Genomic DNA, 18,268 nt, shown 5'->3' on the forward strand with positions numbered 1-18,268 from the left:
CCGGGGGCTCCACGGCGGCCCTGGCGGCGGTGCCGCGCACGGTCGGCGCTTTCGCCGCACCCTTCGCGGAGGCGGCCTTGCGGGAGGCCGCGGCGGGGGAGGGCGCCTTGGCAGGCGAGATCTTGGCGGGCGGCGCTTTGGCGGGCGGGATCTTGGCGGGCGGCGCCTTGGCGGGCGAGGTTTGGGGCGCGGATTTGCCGGCCGGCTTGCTCGGCGATTCGGCCGCGGCGGCCTTGGCCGCGCGCTTTGCCGGTGCCGGCGCCCGCTTGGCTTTGCCGGCCGTCTCCGGCTGGCCGGCGGCCTTGCCGGGGCGCTTCTCGGAGGTTTTCGCCGGGGCGGAAGCCGGCGGCGGCAGGGTGGTCGTGGTGTCCGTGGCGGTCTCGCCGGCGCCGTCGCGCGCATTGGCGCGTCGCCGGCTGGTGGAACGGTCGGCGTTTCGGTTACTCACCGCTTGTCCCCGCGGGTGCGTGCGTTCATAGGTGGAGGCATCATAGACGCGACGCCCGGTTCGAGCGAGAGCCTAGCGCGGAGTCGATGACAGTTCGGGAAACTCGGGTCATGACGCGCCGTATCGCCATTTCGTTCCCACCGCTCGCGACGGCGCGCCTTCTGGCCTGCGCGGCACTTGGCCTCGCTTTGTCCGCATGCGGCGCCAACCTGCCGAAGACCAGCGTGCCCGACCAGAAGCTGCCCTATCCGAATTTCGGCACCCCGGCGCAGATCGGCACCCGCCCGGTGATGGACGCCCAGGCCCAGTCGCAGACGCAGTCGAGCCTCGAGAACATGGCCCGCAATCGCGCCAGCGAGATGGAGCAGCAGATCAACCAGGGCAACGACATGAACGTCGGCCAGTGAAAGCCGTCGTGAGATGGGGCCGCCAGAGCCCCGTTGCCGATTGATTCACCACGCTTGTGCCACCATCGCTTGTCATGCCTCCTGTAGTGGGCGTGGCGAACATGGTAGAAACGCCCGTTATGCCGCGCCGGATGAGGAAAACGGCCGGCCTGGAGCTTGAGACCGATGACCGACTTCCACCGCATCCGCCGGCTGCCGCCTTATGTGTTCGAGCAGGTCAACCGCGTGAAGGCCGCCGCCCGCAACGGTGGCGCCGACATCGTGGATCTCGGCATGGGCAACCCGGATCTCGACGCTCCCGCGCATGTGGCGGAGAAGCTCAAGGAGACCATCGGCAAGCCCCGCACCGACCGCTATTCCGCCTCCAAGGGCATTCCCGGCCTGCGCCGCGCGCAGGCGGCCTATTATGAGCGCCGCTTCGGCGTGAAGGTGAACCCCGACACCCAGGTGGTCGCCACGCTCGGCTCCAAGGAAGGCTTCGCCAACATGGCGCAGGCGATCACCGCCCCCGGCGACGTGATCCTGGTGCCGAACCCCTCCTATCCGATCCACGCCTTCGGCTTCCTGATGGCCGGGGCGGCGATCCGCTCGGTGCCCTGCGAGCCGGGCCCGGAATTCTTCCGCGCGCTGGAGCGGGCGGTGGCGCATTCCATTCCCTCGCCGCTGGCGCTGGTGCTCTGCTATCCGTCGAACCCGACCGCCTGCGTCGCCGATCTCGATTTCTACCGCGACGTCGTCGCCTTCGCGAAGAAGCACGATCTCATCGTGCTGTCCGACCTCGCCTATTCCGAGGTCTATTTCGACGGCGACCCGCCGCCCTCGGTGCTGCAGGTGCCGGGCGCCATGGACGTGACGGTGGAGTTCACCTCCATGTCGAAGACCTTCTCCATGGCCGGCTGGCGCATGGGCTTCGCGGTCGGCAACGAGCGGCTCATCGCCGCGCTCGCCCGCGTGAAGTCCTATCTCGATTACGGCGCCTACACGCCGATCCAGGTCGCCGCCACCGCGGCGCTGAACGGCCCGCAGGACTGCATCGCCGAGATGCGCTCGGTCTACCGCAAGCGCCGCGACGCGCTGGTGGACAGCTTCGGCAAGGCCGGCTGGGAGATTCCCTCGCCGTCGGCGTCGATGTTCGCCTGGGCGCCGATCCCCGAGAAGTTCCGCCACCTCGGCAGCCTGGAATTCTCCAAGCTGCTGATCGAGAAGGCGGACGTGGCGGTGGCGCCGGGCGTCGGCTTCGGCGAGCACGGCGACGAATATGTGCGCATCGCGCTTGTGGAGAACGAACAGCGCATCCGTCAGGCGGCGCGCAATGTCCGCCGCTTCCTTGAAACGGGCGCGGAAACATTGCACAACGTCGTGCCGCTCGCTGCGGCGCGTTGAGTGCCCGTTTATTGCGGGCCGGCGCCGTCCTGTTGTTTTTGAAGTTCGGATTGTTTGATGGCGCCGCCGCTTAAAATTGGCATCGCCGGCCTGGGTACGGTCGGAGCTGGCGTCATGCGCATGCTTGCCCGTCGCAACGACGAGATCGCCGCCCGTTGCGGGCGCGCGGTGGAGGTCGTGGCGGTCAGCGCGCGTGACCGTTCGCGCAAGCGCGATTGCGATCTTTCCTCGGTCCGCTGGGCGGAAGGCCCGGTCGAGCTGGCCCGCGACCCCGGCATCGACGTCTTCGTCGAGCTGATCGGCGGGGCGGACGGCGCCGCCCGCGAGGCGGTGGCCGCCGCGCTGGCGGCCGGCAAGCCGGTCGTCACCGCCAACAAGGCGCTGCTCGCCCATCACGGCGTCGAGCTCGCCAAGCTGGCGGAGGAGAAGGGCGCGGGCATCCATTTCGAGGCGGCGGTCGCCGGCGGCATCCCCATCGTCAAGACGCTGCGCGAGGCCCTGCTCGGCAACCGCATGGCGCGCGTCTCCGGCATCCTCAACGGCACCTGCAACTACATCCTCACCAAGATGCGGGAGGAGGGGCTCTCCTTCGAGACCTGCCTCGCCGAGGCGCAGCAGCTTGGCTATGCCGAGGCCGATCCGACCTTCGACGTCGACGGCTTCGACACCGCCCACAAGCTGGCGCTGCTGGCGACGCTCGCCTTCGGCGTGCAGCCCGATCCCGACGCCATCCATGTCGAGGGCATCCGCTCGATCACCCTGGCCGACCTCGATGCGGCCGACGAGCTCGGCTACCGGGTGAAGCTGCTCGGCGTCGCCGCCCGCGCCGGCGATGAGGTCGAGCTGCGCGTGCACCCGACCATGGTGCCCAAGCACTGGCCGATCGCCCAGGTCTCCGGCGTCACCAATGCGGTGGCGGTGGATGGCGACGCGGTGGCGCTCACCCTGGTCGGCCCCGGCGCCGGCGGCGATGCCACCGCCTCGGCGGTGGTGGGCGATCTGTGCGATCTCGCCGCCGCGCGGGACAACCGCCCCTTCGGCTGGCCGGCGGCAAGGCTGCGCCCGGCCGGCAAGCCCGCCATCCAGCGGCACGAGGGCGGCTACTATATCCGCCTCGCGGCGGTCGACCGTCCGGGAACGGCGGCGGCGATCGCCCGCCACATGGCCGAGCGCAATATCTCGCTCGAATCCATCATGCAGCACCGGCGCGGCCGCCCGCATGGCGGCGACAAGGCGGACAGCGCCGGCGGGCCCGCGCCCGTGGTGCTGATCACCTATGCGACGACGGAAGAGGCGGTGCGCCGCGCGATCGATGCCATCGAGGCCGATGGCGTGATCACGTCGCCGCCGCAGGTTATTCGTATCGAGAAGGATTGAGGGCTGGGACGATGGCGGAAATCACGGTCAAACCCGATCAGTTGCTGGAGCGTATTCTCACGCTGGAGCTGGTGCGCGTCACCGAGCGCGCGGCGGTCGCCTCGGCGAGCCTGCGCGGGCGCGGCGACGAGAAGGCCGCCGACAAGGCGGCGGTCGATGCCATGCGGCGCGAGCTGAACCGCCTGCCGATCGCCGGCCGCATCGTCATCGGCGAGGGCGAGCGCGACGAGGCGCCGATGCTGTTCATCGGCGAGGAGCTCGGCACCGGCAAGGGCCCGGCGGTGGACATCGCCGTCGATCCGCTCGAGGGCACCACGCTCTGCGCCAAGAACATGCCCGGCTCCATCGCGGTGATGGCGATGGCCGAGGGCGGCACCATGCTCTATGCGCCCGATGTCTACATGGACAAGATCGCCATCGGGCCGGGCTACCCCAAGGGCACGATCGATATCGACGCCTCGCCGGCCGACAATATCCACTCGCTGGCCAAGGCCAAGGGCGTGAAGCCGCACGAGATCAACGCGCTGATCCTCGACCGTCCGCGCCATGCGGCGATCATCGAGGCGGTGCGCGCCACCGGCGCCTCGGTGCAGCTGATCACCGACGGCGACGTCGCCGGCGTCATCCACACCTCCGACCCGGAAGAGACCGGCGTCGACATCTATCTCGGCACCGGCGGCGCCCCGGAAGGCGTGCTGGCGGCGGCGGCGCTGCGCTGCATCGGCGGCGAGATGTACACCCGCCTCATCCTCGACACCGAGGAGAAGCGCGAGCGCGCCAAGAAGATGGGCGTCTCCGACCCGAAGAAGATCTACACCGTCCACGACATGGTGCATGGCGACTGCCTGTTCGCGGCCACCGGCGTCACCACCGGCAACCTGCTCAAGGGCGTCAAGTACCGCGGCGACATCGTCACCACCCACACGGTGGTGATGCGCTCGGCCACCGGCACGGTGCGCTGGATCGAGGCCGAGCACCGCAACCTCGCCAAGTTCCATCTCGGCTGAGGTCGTCCCGGCGAACCGTCGGGGCATGATGTTTTCGCTCAGGGGCGCGGCAACGCGCCCCTTTGCTTTTGCGAGGCTGCCGCCTTCAGAGCGCCGCGCCCCAGTCATGGCCGGGATGGGCGCGGGCGAGCCATGCTTTCAGCCGGCGGCGCTCCTCCACCGACAGGCGCGGCACGGCGCTGGCGAAGTCGGCCTCGTCCTTCGGTCGCCGGTGCCTGGCCTTGAACAGCAGCACGATGGCCGGCTTCAGATAGGGAAGGCCGTCGGGCGTCCGGCCCACGGCCTCGTCGCGGGCGCAGGTGATGGCCGGATCGCGCTTGTAGACCCAGGTCGCCGGCGTCCCGCGCTCGATCATCATGTCCGCCCGCCAGCAGCCGGCCTCGACATCGCGGCACCAGATCTGCGCCACATGCGCCGGCGGCTCCATAGCGCCGGGCAGGGGAGCCAGCACCCCGGCATGGGCGGTGTGGAACTCCATGCCGGCGAGCGCCTGCCGGAATGCCGGCAGGTCTTCGGCCAGCACGGTGAACTCGATATCCTCATGCGTGCGGGTCTGAGCGCCATGCCACAGATCGAGCGCCCAGCCGCCGGCAATGCACCAGGGCGCGGTCACTCCCGCCAGTCGCCGGGCCAGCTGCCGCGGCGACCAGGCGGACCAGTCGTTCTCGTCGCATCCGGGGGCGGGAGGCATGAATGTCCTCGAGGGCTCGGCGGCGGATGATCGTTTTTCATTCGCGGCGGGGGCAAGGCGGCAATCGGGAAATCCGACGCTTTGGAACTTGGCCGGTGTGCTGTATACCAGATGCCGCAGACCAGCATCCGCGAGGATGCAAAGACGTTCGCAAAGGGAAACACCCATGTCCGCCCCCCATTCCGCGCTGCCCCCCTTCCTGAAGCAGGTGACGGGTCTCATCGACGCCGACAAGTACAAGGACGTCGCCGAGGCCTTCGCCGCCTTCGTGAAGGAGCATCCGACCACCCGCTACCTCGCTTCCGAACCGATCCCCTTCAAGGTGAGCGTCCGCCTGTCGACGAAGTACGGTTCCTCGGCCAACTCGACCTTCACCCTGCGCCACATCACCTGGGCGGAGGATCTGAAGCATGCGTTGTCGGAAGGCGCCGATGCCTTCGCCGCGCTCGCCGGCAAGTATGACGCCGAGGTCGCCGAGATTGCCAAGACGGTGAAGAAGGTCGCGTGACCCTTCTGCGGGCGCCGGAGCTGCCGGCGCCCGTCTTCCGGCCTGCGGCCCCGTGCCCGGCCGATGATCGCTTCCCTAGAGCCCGATGCGCCCGAAGCCCGGCAGCTTGATCCCCGGCTGGCGCAGGTCGAGGCCGGCCACCGCGCCCAGCACGTTGATCTCCACGCCCTCCACCCAGGCCAGCGTCGCCCCGGCATAGCCGCCGAGGCTGATCGTCACGCCGGTGCGCGACGGCGCCCAGTCCAGCCAGCGCCCTTCGACCGGATAGTCCTTGCCGATGGCGGTGGAGGGAAGGGCAGCCTGCAGTTCCGGCACCTGCCGCATCACATAGGCGATGAAGGTGTTGGAGTTCGGCCCCGGCCAGATCACGTAGTCGCCGGCATCCCCATGGGGATAGCGGGCGATCGCCGCCTCCACCTTCGGGATCATCGCCGCGGCCGCCGGCCCCGTCGTCTCGGCCACCAGTTCCGGGGTGTTGCCGAACCATCTGCCGTCCGGCGGGAAGCGGTTGTGGCGGATCGGCTCGCCGGAATAGCCCATGACGTCGTAGCGCTCATAGGCGGGCGCGCCGGCCTGCTTGTACACCACCCAGCAATGCACCGCGAAGATGCTGCGCCAGCCGCCGACCGGCGCGCAGTAGACGCGCAGCATCGCCTCGGGCATCTGGGCGGCGGCGGGCAGGGTGCCGGTGCTCGACCAGTCGGCCGAACGCCAGCCGAGCGAGAGGTCGGTGTTCTGCCATGTCACCAGCGCATGGGCGGCGAGCGGCAGGCCGAAGAAGAGAAGGCCGAGGCGGACGAAGCGGGTGGCGCGCAACATGGGCGCACAATGTGCGGGAAGCGGCGGCAAATCCAGAGCCGGCACCGCCGCTGGCGCAATCGTGTTCGCACGGCGCCGCGCCGTCCGCGCATTGACAGAGTTGCGAACCGCTCTCATCTTTGTTGCGATTGATTTGCAGAAGCGGATGAGATCGTGCTGGACGACGTGTCTTCGGGCGGATGGCGGCTGGAGCGGGGAGATCCCGCCCTGTCGGAGGTGCATGGCTCGATAAGCGTGCCGAAGCAGGCCGGGCTGCGCCGGATCTTCGCCTTTCTCGGCCCGGGCTTCCTGGTCGCCACCGGCTATATGGATCCGGGCAACTGGGCGACCTCGCTCGCCGGCGGCTCCAAATTCGGCTATGCGCTGCTCACCGTCGCGCTCCTCTCCAACATGATCGCCATCCTGCTGCAGGCCCTGTGCTCGCGGCTCGGCATCGCCTCGGGACGCGACCTCGCCCAGGCCTGCCGCGACGCCTTTCCCCGCCCGGTGGCCTTCGTGCTGTGGCTCCTCGCCGAGGCGGCGATCTGCGCCACCGACCTCGCGGAGGTGATCGGCACCGCCATCGGCCTCAATCTGCTGTTCGGCCTGCCGCTGGAGATCGGCGTCGTCGTCACCGCGCTCGACGTGTTCCTCATCCTGTGGCTGCAGCGCCTCGGCTTCCGATGGGTGGAGGCCATGGTGGTCGGCATGCTGGCGATCATCACCCTGTGCTTCGGCGTGCAGATCGCCCTCGCCGATCCCGATTGGGGCGCGGTGATCCGCGGCTTCGCGCCGACCACCGAGATCCTGCGCAATCCCGACATGCTCTATCTGGCGCTCGGCATCCTCGGCGCCACGGTGATGCCGCACAATCTCTATTTGCACTCCGCCATCGTGCAGACGCGCCGGCACGACGGCACGCTCGAAGGCAAGCGCGTCGCCATCCGGCTCGCCACCTTCGATTCCACCTTCGCGCTGATGTTCGCCCTGACCATCAACGCCTCCATCCTCATCCTCGCCGCCTCCGCCTTCCATGCCGGCGGGGCGGGGGAGGTGGCCGATCTCGGCAAGGCGCACGAACTGCTCAACCCGCTGCTCGGCAGCGCGCTCGCCCCGACGCTGTTCGCCGTCGCGCTGCTGTGCTGCGGCCTGAACTCGACGGTGACGGCTACCATCGCCGGGCAGGCGGTGATGGAGGGCTTCCTGCGCCTGCGCCTCCAGCCCTGGCTCCGCCGGCTGATCACCCGGGTGATCGCCATCGTGCCGGCGGCGTTGGTCACCATCGCCTATGGCGAGCAGGGGGCCGGCGCGCTGCTCATCTTCAGCCAGGTGATCCTCAGCCTGCAGCTGCCCTTCGCCATCGTGCCGCTGGTGCTGTTCACCGCGGACCGCCGCAAGATGGGCGCGCTGGTCGCGCCGCGCTGGCAGACCGTTCTGGCGGCATTGGCGGCGGCGCTGATCATCGCGCTCAACGCGAAATTGCTGGTCGACCTCGTGACGGGCTCGTGATGCACCCGGTCGAAAGGCGTCTTGCGCCCGTGGCGGCGAGGGCGTCTCATGGCGTCGAGGCAGGGGCGCCTCGTCGCCATCCGGGCGGCGCGGGCGAGCGGCGGGGGAGCCATGAGCGACACGGCAAGCTTCTTCGGTGATCTGCTCGGCACGATTGCCGAGCGCGGGCGGGCGCTGCTCGACCTCGGGCGCGAGCGCCGCCCGGCCGGCGCGATCAAGGCCGCGAGCCTGGTCGCCCTGTGCGAGCGATTGCTGTCGGGGCGTGGCGAGGCCTCGGGCGTGGCGCTGGCCCAGGAGATCCTGCTGGCCTATGGCGCGCTCAAGAGCGGCGAGCGCATCGCCTTCTTCGAGGCGCTGGCCGGCACGTTCGGCCCGGACATGGCGCGGCTCGATAAGGCGACCGCCGCCTATGCCGCCAAGCCGTCGGCGGCGACGGCCAGCGAGCTGCACCAGGCGAGCGAGCCGCGCCGGCAGGAGCTGATCCGCCGGCTGAACCTCGCTCCCGGGGCGACGGCGCGCCTGGTCGGCATGCGGGCCGACCTTCTTGCCAGCCTGCCGCGCCGCCGCGATCTTGCCGAGGTCGATCGCGACTTCACCCATCTCTTCGCGTCCTGGTTCAATCGGGGGTTTCTCGTGCTGCGCCGGATCGACTGGTCGACGCCCGCCAATGTTCTGGAAAAGATCATCCGCTACGAGGCGGTGCACGAGATCCGCGACTGGAACGATCTGCGCGCCCGTGTCGATTCGCCGGACCGGCGCTGCTACGCCTTCTTCCATCCCACCCTGGTCGACGAGCCGCTGATCTTCGTCGAGGTGGCGCTGATGAAGGACATCCCGGAGGCCATCGCGCCGGTGCTGGCCGAGAAGCGCGCCCATCTCGATCCCGCCAGGGCCAGCGTGGCGGTGTTCTATTCCATCTCCAACACCCAGATCGGCCTGGGCGGGGTGAGCTTCGGCAATTTCCTCATCAAGCAGGTGGTGGAGGAGATTTCCCGCGAGCTGCCCAATCTCAAGACCTTCGTCACCCTGTCGCCGGTGCCCACCTTCCGGGCCTGGCTGGAAGCGGAGCGCGCCTCGCCGGCTTCCGCCGTGCTCACCGACGAGGACCGGGCGGCGCTGGCGGCGCTCGATGCGCCGGGACTGGCGGAGGACACGGCGCGGCAGGCGGCGCTCCGTCCGGTGCTGTCGGCGCTCGCCGCGCATTATTTCCTGATCGCACGCTCGCCGAAGGGGCGTCCGCTCGATCCGGTGGCGCGCTTCCATCTCGGCAACGGCGCCCGGCTGGAGCGCATCGACCCCTTCGGCGACCTCTCCGCCAAGGGGTTGAAGCAGGCGGCCGGGCTGATGGTGAACTACCGCTACCTGCTCGACGACATCGAGGCCAACCACGAAGCCTTCTTCGACAAGGCGCAGATCGTGGCGAGCCCGGCGGTGCGCAAGCTCCTGCGCGCCGAGAGCCAGCAGAAGGCGCTGGCGGTGCGCGAGGCGGCGGGCTAGCCCGCCGATCCCGCCTCGCACCCGGGCGGCTCGCGCGATGCCGGCCTTCGCCCGAACCGGCTCGCTTGACAGAGCGGCCCCTGCCATGCCCGATGCCGCGACTGTCCTCCGCTCCGGGTTGCCGCGCGTATGTTCCTCCTCCCGCATCTTCTCAAGCGTTTCGTCGACAAGGGTCGGCTCGTCGTCATCGACGAGAAGGGAACCTCGCACAGCTTCGGCTCGGGCAAGGATGGCCCGAGCGTCACCATGCGGCTGCACGACGGCAAGCTCGACCGCGAGCTGTTCCTCAATCCCGAACTGGTGATGGCCGAGGCCTATATGGACGGCCGGCTCACCTTCGAGAACGGCTCGACCGTCTACGATTTCCTCTATCTGTTCTCGATCAATCGCAAGGGCCTCGCCTCGCACCCCGTGCAGCAGGCGCTGCGCCGCTCCTGGCGGTCGCTCAAGCGCTGGCATCAGGCCAACGCGCTCGGCAAGGCCGCGAAGAACGCCCAGAGCCACTACGACAATCCGCCGGATTTCTACCGGCTGTGGCTCGACAGCCAGATGATCTATTCCTGCGCCTATTTCCCCACTCCCGACGCCTCGCTGGAGGAGGCGCAGCAGGCCAAGCTCCGCCACATCGCCGCCAAGCTGAAGCTGGAGCCGGGCATGCGGGTGGCCGAGATCGGCTCCGGCTGGGGGGCGCTCGCCATCTATCTGGCGAAGCTCGGCGCGCATGTCACCGCCATCAACGTCGCCACCGAGCAGCTGGCCGAATCGAAGCGGCGCGCCGCCGAGGCCGGCGTGCTCGACCGCATCACCTTCTTCGAACGCGACTATCGCGAGCTCACCGGCACCTTCGACCGGGTGGTGTCGGTCGGCATGATGGAGCATGTCGGCGTCAATCATTTCGACGACTATTTCAACACCATCAAGCGCCTGCTGGTGCCCGGCGGCTGGGCGATGATCCACGCCATCGGCCGCATGTCGCCGCCCGGCTCCACCGCGCCCTTCATCCGCAAATACATCTTCCCCGGCGGCTATGTGCCGGCGATGTCCGAGGTGTTCGCCTCGCTGGAGCGCACCGGCATGTGGGTGGGCGACTGCGAGATGCTGCGCCTGCACTATTACTGGACCATCCGCCACTGGCGGCTGAACTTCGAGGCCAAGCGGCCTGAGGTGGTGGCGATGATGGGCGAGCGCTTCGCCCGCATGTGGGAGTTCTATCTGGTCGCCGTCGAGCTCGGCTTCCTGCACGGCTCGAACATGGTCTACCAACTGCTCTTGGCGAATGAGCGCGACGCGGTGCCGGTGATCCGCGACTTCATCACCGATGACGAGCGGGCGCTGGCGCGGGCGGAAAATTAGCCGATAGCCAGGGAACAGTTCGGCGATTAAGTCGTTTTACGGGTTATTCGACGTCGGACGGTTCCGGCGGCCCTGATCTGTGTCTCCTGATGTCTCACGATTCCCGCCGCCATCTCCTGCGTTCCCTCACCCAGCAAGCCCATGCCGAACTCGACGCCAGCATCGGCGGCTTCGACAGCGCGGGCGATTATGCCGGCTATCTCAAGGGCCAATATGTCTTCCGCCGGGCCGTGGAGGTGGGGCTGGCAGGTGTGACGTGGCCGGCGGGCTTCGGCGACTGGCGGCCGCGGCCGCTCGCGCCGCTCCTGCTCGCCGACCTCGAGGATCTCGATCTCGATCCCCCGTCCTCGACCCTGCCGGCCATCGAGATGACGCCGGCGGATCTGCTCGGCGTGCTCTACGTGCTGGAAGGTTCCGGCCTCGGCGCGCGCGTGCTGCATCGCCGGGCGGCGGAGATCGGCTTCGATGGCCGCTTCGGCGCCCGCCATCTCGCCGCGCAGGCGGGGGATCGCGAGAGTTGGCCGGCTTTCCTCGCCCTGCTCGAATCAGCCGAGCCCTTCGACATGGGACGCACGGTCAGCGCTGCGCTCGCCACCTTCGCCGCCGCCGGGGCGGCGTTCGAAAGGCCGCTCGATGCCGTCGGCTGAGGTCGTCGACCTCTCCAATTGCGACCGAGAGCCGATCCACATCCCCGGCAGCACCCAGCCTCACGGCTGCCTGGTGGTCAGCGCCCTGGAGGACGGCCGGCTGCTGCGATGGTCGTCCAACGCGCCGGCCTTCCTGGCGTCCGGCGAGGCGATGCAGGGGCGCCGCCTCGCCGATCTGGTCGGCGAGGACGCGGCCGGCCGGATTGCGACCATTCTGGCCGATACCCGCGAGGGAATGCCGCCGCGCCTCGCCTTCGGCGTCGCCACCGCCTCCGGCGCGCGCTTCGACGTCGCGGTGCACCGTGCCGGCGGCGCCGGCATCGTCGAGTTCGAGCGCCATAGCGACGCGCACGGGCCGGCGCTCGATATCGCGCGCACCATGATCGCCCGCATCGCCCGCGAGATCTCGGTCGACGACCTGCTGGCCGAGGCGCCGCGCGTGGTGCGCGAGGCGCTCGGCTACGACCGGGTGATGGTCTATCGCTTCGCCCAGGACGGTGCCGGCCAGGTGGTCGGCGAGGACAGGCTGCCGGAGCTGGAAAGCTTCCTCGGCCAGTGGTTCCCGGCCAGCGACATTCCCCAGCAGGCCCGCGAGCTCTACACGCGCAACATCATCCGCGTCATCGGCGATGCCGGCGGCGAGCGTTGCAGCCTGGTGCCGGAGCTCGACGACCATGGCCGGCCGCTCGACCTGTCGCACGCGCATCTGCGCTCGGTCTCGCCCATCCATCTGGAATATCTGCGCAATATGGGGGTAGCGGCCTCCATGTCGATCTCGGTGATGGTGGACGGCGTGCTCTGGGGGCTGATCGCCTGCCATCATTATTCGCCGCGTGCGCTGCCCATGGCGCAGCGGGCGGCGGCGGAGATGTTCGGGGCGTTCTTCGCCCTGCATTTGCATGCGCTCCGGCAGAAGCGCACGCTGGAGGTGGCCACCGCCGCCCGCGGCGCGCTCGACCGCTTCCTGCGCCTCGCCTCGCATCACACCGATGTCGGCGAGCTGCTGCGCGGCAATATCGAGGAATTCGCCGGGCTGATGCCCTGCGACGGCGTCGGCCTGTGGCTCGGCGGCCGCTGGACCGCGCAGGGCGCCACTCCGCCGGCCTCCGCCTTGCCCGAGCTCGCCGCCTTCATCGGCACGCAGGCGCAGGGGCGGGTGTGGTCGACCGATTCGCTGGTCGAGGTCTGGCCGCCGGCCGAGGCCTTCTGGGAATCGGCCGCCGGCGTGCTGGCCCTGCCGCTGTCGCAGCTGCCGCGCGACTACCTGCTGTTCTTCCGCCGCGAGATCGTGCAGACGCTGGCCTGGGCCGGCCGGCCGGAGAAGATCTACGAGACCGGCCCGCATGGCGACCGCCTCACCCCGCGCAAGAGCTTCGCGATCTGGAAGGAGACGGTGCGCCGCCGCGCCAGCCCGTGGACCGACGCCGACCGCGAGATCGCCGAGGCGGCGCGCTCGGCCCTGGTCGAGATCGTGCTGCGCCACAACGAGCTGATGGCGGAGGAGCGCGAGAAGGCCGACACCCGCCAGCGCCTGCTCAACGAGGAACTGAACCACCGGGTGAAGAACATCCTCGCGGTGATCAAGTCGCTGGTCGAGCATTCGGCGCAGGACGGGCGCAGCGTCGAGGATTACGTCGCCTCGCTGCGCGGGCGCATCCAGTCGCTGGCCCTGGCGCATGACCAGGTGGTGCGGGGCGCCGGCGGCGGCGCGCTTGCCGACCTGCTGCGGGCCGAGCTCTCGCCCTATGAGGGCGCGTCCGCCCGCGCCAGCCTCGGCGGGCCGGTGGTGCGGCTCGATGCCCGTGCCTTCTCGGTCATGGCGCTGGTGCTGCACGAGCTCGCCACCAATGCCGCGAAATACGGCGCGCTGTCGCGTCCGGGCGGCCAGGTCGAGGTGCGCTGGAGCGTGGACGCCGCCGGCGATTGCGAGATCTTCTGGCGCGAGCGCGGCGGCCCGCCGGTCGCGCGGCCGGGACGCAGCGGCTTCGGCACCGCGCTGATCGAGCGCAGCATCCCCTACGATCTCGGGGGAGAGAGCGAGATGCGCTACGAGCCGGGCGGATTCGTCGCGCGGCTGAAGCTGCCGGGCCGGCACATTGCCGCCGGTTCCGCGGGTGACGAGGAATGGGCCGGCCGCCCGGCCGCGGAGGAGGAGGCGCCGGTCTCGCTCGCCGAGGCCTCCGTGCTGCTGGTCGAGGACCAGATGATCATCGCGATGGATGTCGAGTCCATGATGAACGAGGCCGGCATCGAGAGGATCACCACCGCCGCCTCGGCCGCCGATGCGTTGCGCCGGCTGCAGGAGATGACGCCCGACGTCGCGGTGCTCGACGTCAATCTCGGCTCGGGCACCTCGGCCCCGGTGGCGGAGGAACTGGAGCGCCGCGGCGTTCCCTTCGTCTTCGTCACCGGCTATGGCGACCGCTCGATGATCCCGCCGGGCAGCGCGCATATCCGCGTGCTCACCAAGCCCTATGACCGCGACGTGCTGGTCGCGGCGCTGCGCGAACTCCATGCATCGAGGCGCGTGCCGGCCGCCGGCTAGGCACGCCGCCCGCGCAGGGGGGAGAACTATCGCCCGCGCAGGGTGGAGAACCGCCGCCCGTGCAAGGTGGGCGAACGGGGCTTGCCAGGCCCGGCCTGTTTCCATTATGACGACGTTCAGAGCAACCTCGCGAGAGCCGAGCCGTGACGATATCGTCCGCCCGCTGCATTTCCGCGACCCCGGCCGCCGAGCGGTCTGCGGGGAACGCTCTCCTTCTGTCCGGCCTGCTTCTTCTTAGCCGCCCCTGAGGGCCGGCCGGGCTGCGTGCCTGGGCGCTCAGGGGATGACGCCCGAACCCGCTTCAGACATCCAGATCCGTGCCGATGGAAGCCCCCAGTCAGGGCACCGGCTGCGTGACAGAAGGAAAGACGCCAATGTCCACCGATAACGCTCATGATCGCCAGCACGACCGCGTCGTCATCTTCGACACCACCCTGCGCGATGGCGAGCAGTGCCCCGGCGCCTCGATGACCTTCGAGGAGAAGCTGGAGGTCGCCGAGCTGCTCGACGAGATGGGCGTCGACATCATCGAGGCCGGCTTCCCCATCGCCTCCAATGGCGATTTCGAGAGCGTCGCCGAGATTGCCCGCCGCACCCGCTGCGCGGTGATCGCCGGTCTCGCCCGGGCCATTCCCGCCGACATCGCCCGCGCCGGCGAGGCGGTGCGCCATGCGCAGCGCCCGCGCATCCACACCTTCGTCTCCACCTCGCCGATCCATCTGGAGCACCAGATGCGCAAGACGCAGGATCAGGTGATCGACATCATCGCCGCCACGGTGGCGCAGGCGCGAAACCTCGTCGAGGATGTGGAATGGTCGGCGATGGACGCCACCCGCACCCCGATCGACTATCTGGCGCGCTGCGTCGAGACGGCGATCAAGGCCGGCGCCACCACCATCAACCTGCCGGACACGGTGGGTTACGCCACCCCGTCGGAATATGAGGCGATGTTCCGGCAGGTGCGCGCCCACATCCAGGATCGGGTCGCGAACGCCGAGCGCATCGTGTTCTCCGCCCATTGCCATGACGATCTGGGCCTGGCGGTCGCCAATTCGCTGGCGGCGCTGGCCGGCGGCGCGCGACAGATCGAGTGCACCATCAACGGCCTCGGCGAGCGCGCGGGCAATGCGGCGCTGGAAGAGGTGGTGATGGCGATCCGCACCCGCGGCGACGTGCTGCCCTTCGCGACCGGCATCGAGGTCGGCATGCTCACGCGTGCCTCCAAGATGGTTTCCGCCGTGACCTCGTTCCCGGTGCAGTACAACAAGGCGATCGTCGGCCGGAACGCCTTCGCCCATGAGAGCGGCATCCATCAGGACGGCATGCTCAAGAACACCACCACCTACGAGATCATGACGCCGGAGAGCGTCGGCGTGACCAAGACCTCGCTGGTGATGGGCAAGCATTCCGGCCGCGCCGCCTTCCGCGACAAGCTGAAGGCGCTGGGCTACGAACTGGGCGAGAACGCGCTCAACGACGCCTTCACCCGCTTCAAGGATTTGGCCGACCGCAAGAAGGTCGTCTATGACGAGGACATCGAGGCGCTGGTCGATCAGGGCATCGCGGTGGCGCATGACCGCATGAGGCTGGTGTCGCTGTCGGTCATCGCCGGCAGCCACGGCCCGCAGCGGGCCACCATGAAGATGGAAGTCGAGGGCAGCCGCTTCACCGTCGAGGAAGAAGGGAACGGCCCGGTGGATGCGGTGTTCAACTGCATCAAGGCCATCGTGCCGCATGTCGCCAAGCTGGCGCTCTATCAGGTGCATGCCGTCACCGAGGGCACCGACGCGCAGGCGGAGGTCTCGGTACGGCTGGAGGACGGCGACAAGGCGGTCACCGGTCGCGGCTCCGACCCGGATACGCTGGTGGCGTCGGCGCAGGCCTACATCATTGCGCTCAACAAGCTGCAGGCGAAGCGCCAGAGCCTGAACGCACAGGCCAGCCCGGCGGCCGAATGAGCCTGCCGTCTGTTGGATAAGGAAAACCCCGGCCCTCGAGGGCCGGGGTTTTTTGTTGCGATGGACGAGGCGCGTTCCCGCTACTGCTGGTCGGGCTGCGGGGGCCGCGGACGGGGCTTGCCGCCGCCGTCGCCACCGCCGCCTCCCTGCTGCGGCGGCGGACCGCGCCGCTGTTCCTGCTGGGGCCGCGGCTGGTCGGCCTGCTGCCGGCGCTGCTCCATCTGTTGCCGGCGCTGCTCCATCTGCTGGCGCTGCTGATCGCCTTGCTGGCGGCGCTGCTCCATCTGCTGGCGCTGCTGGTCGCCCTGCTGGCGACGTTGTTCCATCTGCTGGCGCTGCTGATCGCCTTGCTGGCGGCGCTGCTCCATCTGCAGTCGCTGCTGGTCGCCCTGCTGGCGACGCTGCTCCATCTGCTGGCGCTGCTGATCACCCTGCTGGCGGCGCTGCTCCATCTGCTGGCGCTGTTGATCGCCCTGCTGGCGGCGCTGCTCCATCTGCTGGCGCTGCTGATCACCCTGCTGCCGGCGTCGTTCGATCTCCTGCTGCCGCTGCTGGTCGATCTGCGGGCGCGGCGGTTCCGCCTGCGGACGTTGCTGGTTGCCCTGCTGGCGGCGCTGTTCGATCTCCTGCTGCCGCTGCTGGTCGATCTGGGGGCGCGGGGGCTCGGCCTGCAGTCGCTGCTGGTTGCCCTGCTGGCGACGCTGTTCGATCTCTTGCTGCCGTTGCCGATCGATCTGCGGGCGCGGCGGCTCCGCTTGCGGACGCTGTGCGTCGTCCGGCCGCGGAGCGGGCTGGCCCGGGCCAGGACCCGGGCCAGGACCCGGGCGAGGGCTCCGGGTGGCGTCGGGGCCGGCCGGCGGCATGCCGGGCCGCGGCGCGGGTGGCATGTCGGGCCGCGCATCCGGGCGGACACCGGGGGCCATCCCCGGCCGCTGGCCCGGGGCACCATCCGGGCGGGCATTGACCCGTTCCGCCCGCGCGCGCTGCTCGCTGCGGATGCGCTCGACCTGCTGGCGGCGCTGCTCCACCGTCTGGCGCCGTTCGCGCTCCACGGCGTCGGCGCGCGAATCGGCTTCGCGCCGCAATTCGCGGATGCGGTCGCCGCGCTCGCGCTCGATCCGGTCGAGATCGCGGCGATAGCCGTCCGGGTCGCCGAAGCGGCGTTCGCGCAGTTCGCGCCGCTGCTCGGGCTCCAGCGCCCCCAGCAGTGCCGCCGAGGGGGCGAACAGGCCGGGCTGCCGGCGATCGTCGCGGTCCTCGCGGACATATTGCCGGATCAGGGCACGCTGATCGGGCGCGACCCGGCGCTCATAGCGCGGCGGCGGCGCGTAGCGGTCGCCGAAGGCGATGAAGGGCGCGAAGATCGCCAGCGTACCGGCGCTGTAGAACAGCTCGTCCTGCTGGTCGACATAGACCACCTCGCGCGAGACGATGCGCTCGCGGATCGGCGGGCCATAGACATCGGCGCCGAAGCCGCGATTCACGTAATAACCGTCGCCCCAGCTCGGCTCGTAATAGTCCGGCGCCGCGTTCAGATAGGTGCCGATGGCGGGGATGGGCGCGACATAGGGGGACAGGTCCTCCTCGCCCATGTAGCGATCCTCGACGAAGACCCAGCTCTCCGCCACCGGCGGCGCATAGGCGACGGGCCGTCCCACGGCGTAGCCGGGACGGTCCGGGGCGATCGGCGCCCAGCCGGTGCGCCCGCCGCCGCGGCGCCAGGTCACCCAGGCCGGGGCCCAGGTATCGCCGGGCACCCAGAACCAGCCATAGGCGGGGTCGTAGCCCCAGCGGCCATAGTGATAGGTCGCCCAGCCAAAGGGCTCGTAGGATTCCCAGTACCAGCCATAGGCGTCCGTCCACACCCAGCGCCCTTCCTGATAGGGGCGCCAGCCGGGGCTGACATTGGAGGGGATGAAGACATACTGGTAGTCGGGGTGCTCGACCCAGGAGCCGTGCTCGCCGAGCCGATCATAGAACACGTTCACGTCGAGCGTGGCACCACCCTGCGGCGGGCCGGCCTGCGCCAGCCGTATCGGACCGCTCTGGGCGACGGCGGGCAGCGTGGCGACGGTGGCGAGCAGGCTCGCGGTCAGGCCCATGGCGAGCAGCGGGCGGGTGAGACGAAGCATGAGCGCAC

The 18,268-nt window shown here is 69.7% G+C and carries 14 protein-coding genes; 11 read left to right on the forward strand and 3 right to left on the reverse strand.

The annotated features are described in order from the left end of the window. The first annotated feature begins 558 nt into the window (after positions 1 to 558). From KHC19_RS23170 to glpX, 4 genes are all read left to right on the forward strand, one after another. Complete coding sequence (locus tag KHC19_RS23170; RefSeq protein ID WP_213355845.1) at positions 559 to 855, forward strand: hypothetical protein; 297 nt, start codon at positions 559 to 561, stop codon at positions 853 to 855. A gap of 165 nt (positions 856 to 1,020) precedes the next feature. After that, entirely contained in the window at positions 1,021 to 2,238 is a 1,218-nt protein-coding gene (locus tag KHC19_RS23175; protein WP_213355847.1) for an LL-diaminopimelate aminotransferase, read from the forward strand. A gap of 57 nt (positions 2,239 to 2,295) precedes the next feature. After that, positions 2,296 to 3,615: a homoserine dehydrogenase gene (locus KHC19_RS23180; protein WP_213355848.1), complete on the forward strand. Its 1,320-nt coding sequence runs from the start codon at positions 2,296 to 2,298 to the stop codon at positions 3,613 to 3,615. 11 nt (positions 3,616 to 3,626) lie between these two features. Then, positions 3,627 to 4,622 carry a class II fructose-bisphosphatase gene (glpX, locus tag KHC19_RS23185; protein ID WP_213355850.1) on the forward strand — a complete coding sequence of 332 codons (996 nt, stop codon included), beginning with the start codon at positions 3,627 to 3,629 and terminating at the stop codon, positions 4,620 to 4,622. An 85-nt stretch (positions 4,623 to 4,707) separates the two neighbouring features. Here glpX and KHC19_RS23190 read toward each other — a convergent pair whose 3' ends face one another. Further along, positions 4,708 to 5,313, reverse strand: coding sequence for a nucleotidyltransferase domain-containing protein (locus tag KHC19_RS23190; RefSeq protein ID WP_213355851.1), 606 nt, complete (start codon positions 5,311 to 5,313; stop codon positions 4,708 to 4,710). A gap of 166 nt (positions 5,314 to 5,479) precedes the next feature. Here KHC19_RS23190 and KHC19_RS23195 point away from each other — a divergent pair, with 166 nt between their 5' ends. Beyond that, positions 5,480 to 5,821 carry a hypothetical protein gene (locus KHC19_RS23195; protein ID WP_213355852.1) on the forward strand — a complete coding sequence of 114 codons (342 nt, stop codon included), beginning with the start codon at positions 5,480 to 5,482 and terminating at the stop codon, positions 5,819 to 5,821. A gap of 75 nt (positions 5,822 to 5,896) precedes the next feature. On the opposite strand, the gene KHC19_RS23200 is transcribed toward KHC19_RS23195, so the two are convergent. Then, positions 5,897 to 6,640, reverse strand: coding sequence for a DUF3750 domain-containing protein (locus tag KHC19_RS23200; protein ID WP_213355853.1), 744 nt, complete (start codon positions 6,638 to 6,640; stop codon positions 5,897 to 5,899). A gap of 153 nt (positions 6,641 to 6,793) precedes the next feature. Here KHC19_RS23200 and KHC19_RS23205 point away from each other — a divergent pair, with 153 nt between their 5' ends. From KHC19_RS23205 to KHC19_RS23230, 6 genes are all read left to right on the forward strand, one after another. Then, complete coding sequence (locus KHC19_RS23205; protein WP_343207783.1) at positions 6,794 to 8,128, forward strand: Nramp family divalent metal transporter; 1,335 nt, start codon at positions 6,794 to 6,796, stop codon at positions 8,126 to 8,128. Positions 8,129 to 8,239: 111 nt separating this feature from the next. Then, positions 8,240 to 9,625, forward strand: a complete 1,386-nt coding sequence (locus KHC19_RS23210; protein ID WP_213356398.1) for a malonyl-CoA decarboxylase — start codon at positions 8,240 to 8,242, stop codon at positions 9,623 to 9,625. Between the two features lie 129 nt (positions 9,626 to 9,754). Then, positions 9,755 to 10,978: an SAM-dependent methyltransferase gene (locus KHC19_RS23215; RefSeq protein WP_213355856.1), complete on the forward strand. Its 1,224-nt coding sequence runs from the start codon at positions 9,755 to 9,757 to the stop codon at positions 10,976 to 10,978. An 89-nt stretch (positions 10,979 to 11,067) separates the two neighbouring features. Further along, a complete protein-coding gene (locus KHC19_RS23220; protein WP_213355857.1) occupies positions 11,068 to 11,625 on the forward strand; it encodes a biliverdin-producing heme oxygenase in 558 nt (185 codons plus the stop codon). Further along, positions 11,612 to 14,170 carry an HWE histidine kinase domain-containing protein gene (locus KHC19_RS23225; RefSeq protein WP_213355858.1) on the forward strand — a complete coding sequence of 853 codons (2,559 nt, stop codon included), beginning with the start codon at positions 11,612 to 11,614 and terminating at the stop codon, positions 14,168 to 14,170. The genes KHC19_RS23220 and KHC19_RS23225 overlap by 14 nt, the downstream gene beginning before the upstream one ends. Before the next feature lie 374 nt (positions 14,171 to 14,544). After that, the gene (locus KHC19_RS23230; RefSeq protein ID WP_213355859.1) at positions 14,545 to 16,128 is read left to right on the forward strand and encodes a 2-isopropylmalate synthase; all 1,584 of its coding nucleotides are present in this window, start codon (positions 14,545 to 14,547) and stop codon (positions 16,126 to 16,128) included. A gap of 80 nt (positions 16,129 to 16,208) precedes the next feature. Here the strand turns inward: KHC19_RS23230 and KHC19_RS26260 are convergent, their stop codons facing one another. After that, complete coding sequence (locus tag KHC19_RS26260; protein WP_213355861.1) at positions 16,209 to 18,260, reverse strand: DUF6600 domain-containing protein; 2,052 nt, start codon at positions 18,258 to 18,260, stop codon at positions 16,209 to 16,211. Positions 18,261 to 18,268 lie beyond the last annotated feature (8 nt).

This window comes from Ancylobacter oerskovii, from assembly GCF_018390555.1.
Classification (GTDB): domain Bacteria; phylum Pseudomonadota; class Alphaproteobacteria; order Rhizobiales; family Xanthobacteraceae; genus Ancylobacter; species Ancylobacter oerskovii.

Excerpts from the sequence above, each read along its gene's own strand:
- KHC19_RS23170 (WP_213355845.1), top strand. The coding sequence starts at position 559 with ATGACGCGCCGTATCGCCATTTCGTTCCCACCGCTCGCGACGGCGCGC.
- KHC19_RS23175 (WP_213355847.1), top strand. The coding sequence starts at position 1,021 with ATGACCGACTTCCACCGCATCCGCCGGCTGCCGCCTTATGTGTTCGAG.
- KHC19_RS23180 (WP_213355848.1), top strand. The coding sequence starts at position 2,296 with ATGGCGCCGCCGCTTAAAATTGGCATCGCCGGCCTGGGTACGGTCGGA.
- glpX (WP_213355850.1), top strand. The coding sequence starts at position 3,627 with ATGGCGGAAATCACGGTCAAACCCGATCAGTTGCTGGAGCGTATTCTC.
- KHC19_RS23190 (WP_213355851.1), bottom strand. The coding sequence starts at position 5,313 with ATGCCTCCCGCCCCCGGATGCGACGAGAACGACTGGTCCGCCTGGTCG.
- KHC19_RS23195 (WP_213355852.1), top strand. The coding sequence starts at position 5,480 with ATGTCCGCCCCCCATTCCGCGCTGCCCCCCTTCCTGAAGCAGGTGACG.
- KHC19_RS23200 (WP_213355853.1), bottom strand. The coding sequence starts at position 6,640 with ATGTTGCGCGCCACCCGCTTCGTCCGCCTCGGCCTTCTCTTCTTCGGC.
- KHC19_RS23210 (WP_213356398.1), top strand. The coding sequence starts at position 8,240 with ATGAGCGACACGGCAAGCTTCTTCGGTGATCTGCTCGGCACGATTGCC.
- KHC19_RS23215 (WP_213355856.1), top strand. The coding sequence starts at position 9,755 with ATGTTCCTCCTCCCGCATCTTCTCAAGCGTTTCGTCGACAAGGGTCGG.
- KHC19_RS23220 (WP_213355857.1), top strand. The coding sequence starts at position 11,068 with ATGTCTCACGATTCCCGCCGCCATCTCCTGCGTTCCCTCACCCAGCAA.
- KHC19_RS23225 (WP_213355858.1), top strand. The coding sequence starts at position 11,612 with ATGCCGTCGGCTGAGGTCGTCGACCTCTCCAATTGCGACCGAGAGCCG.
- KHC19_RS23230 (WP_213355859.1), top strand. The coding sequence starts at position 14,545 with ATGTCCACCGATAACGCTCATGATCGCCAGCACGACCGCGTCGTCATC.
- KHC19_RS26260 (WP_213355861.1), bottom strand. The coding sequence starts at position 18,260 with ATGCTTCGTCTCACCCGCCCGCTGCTCGCCATGGGCCTGACCGCGAGC.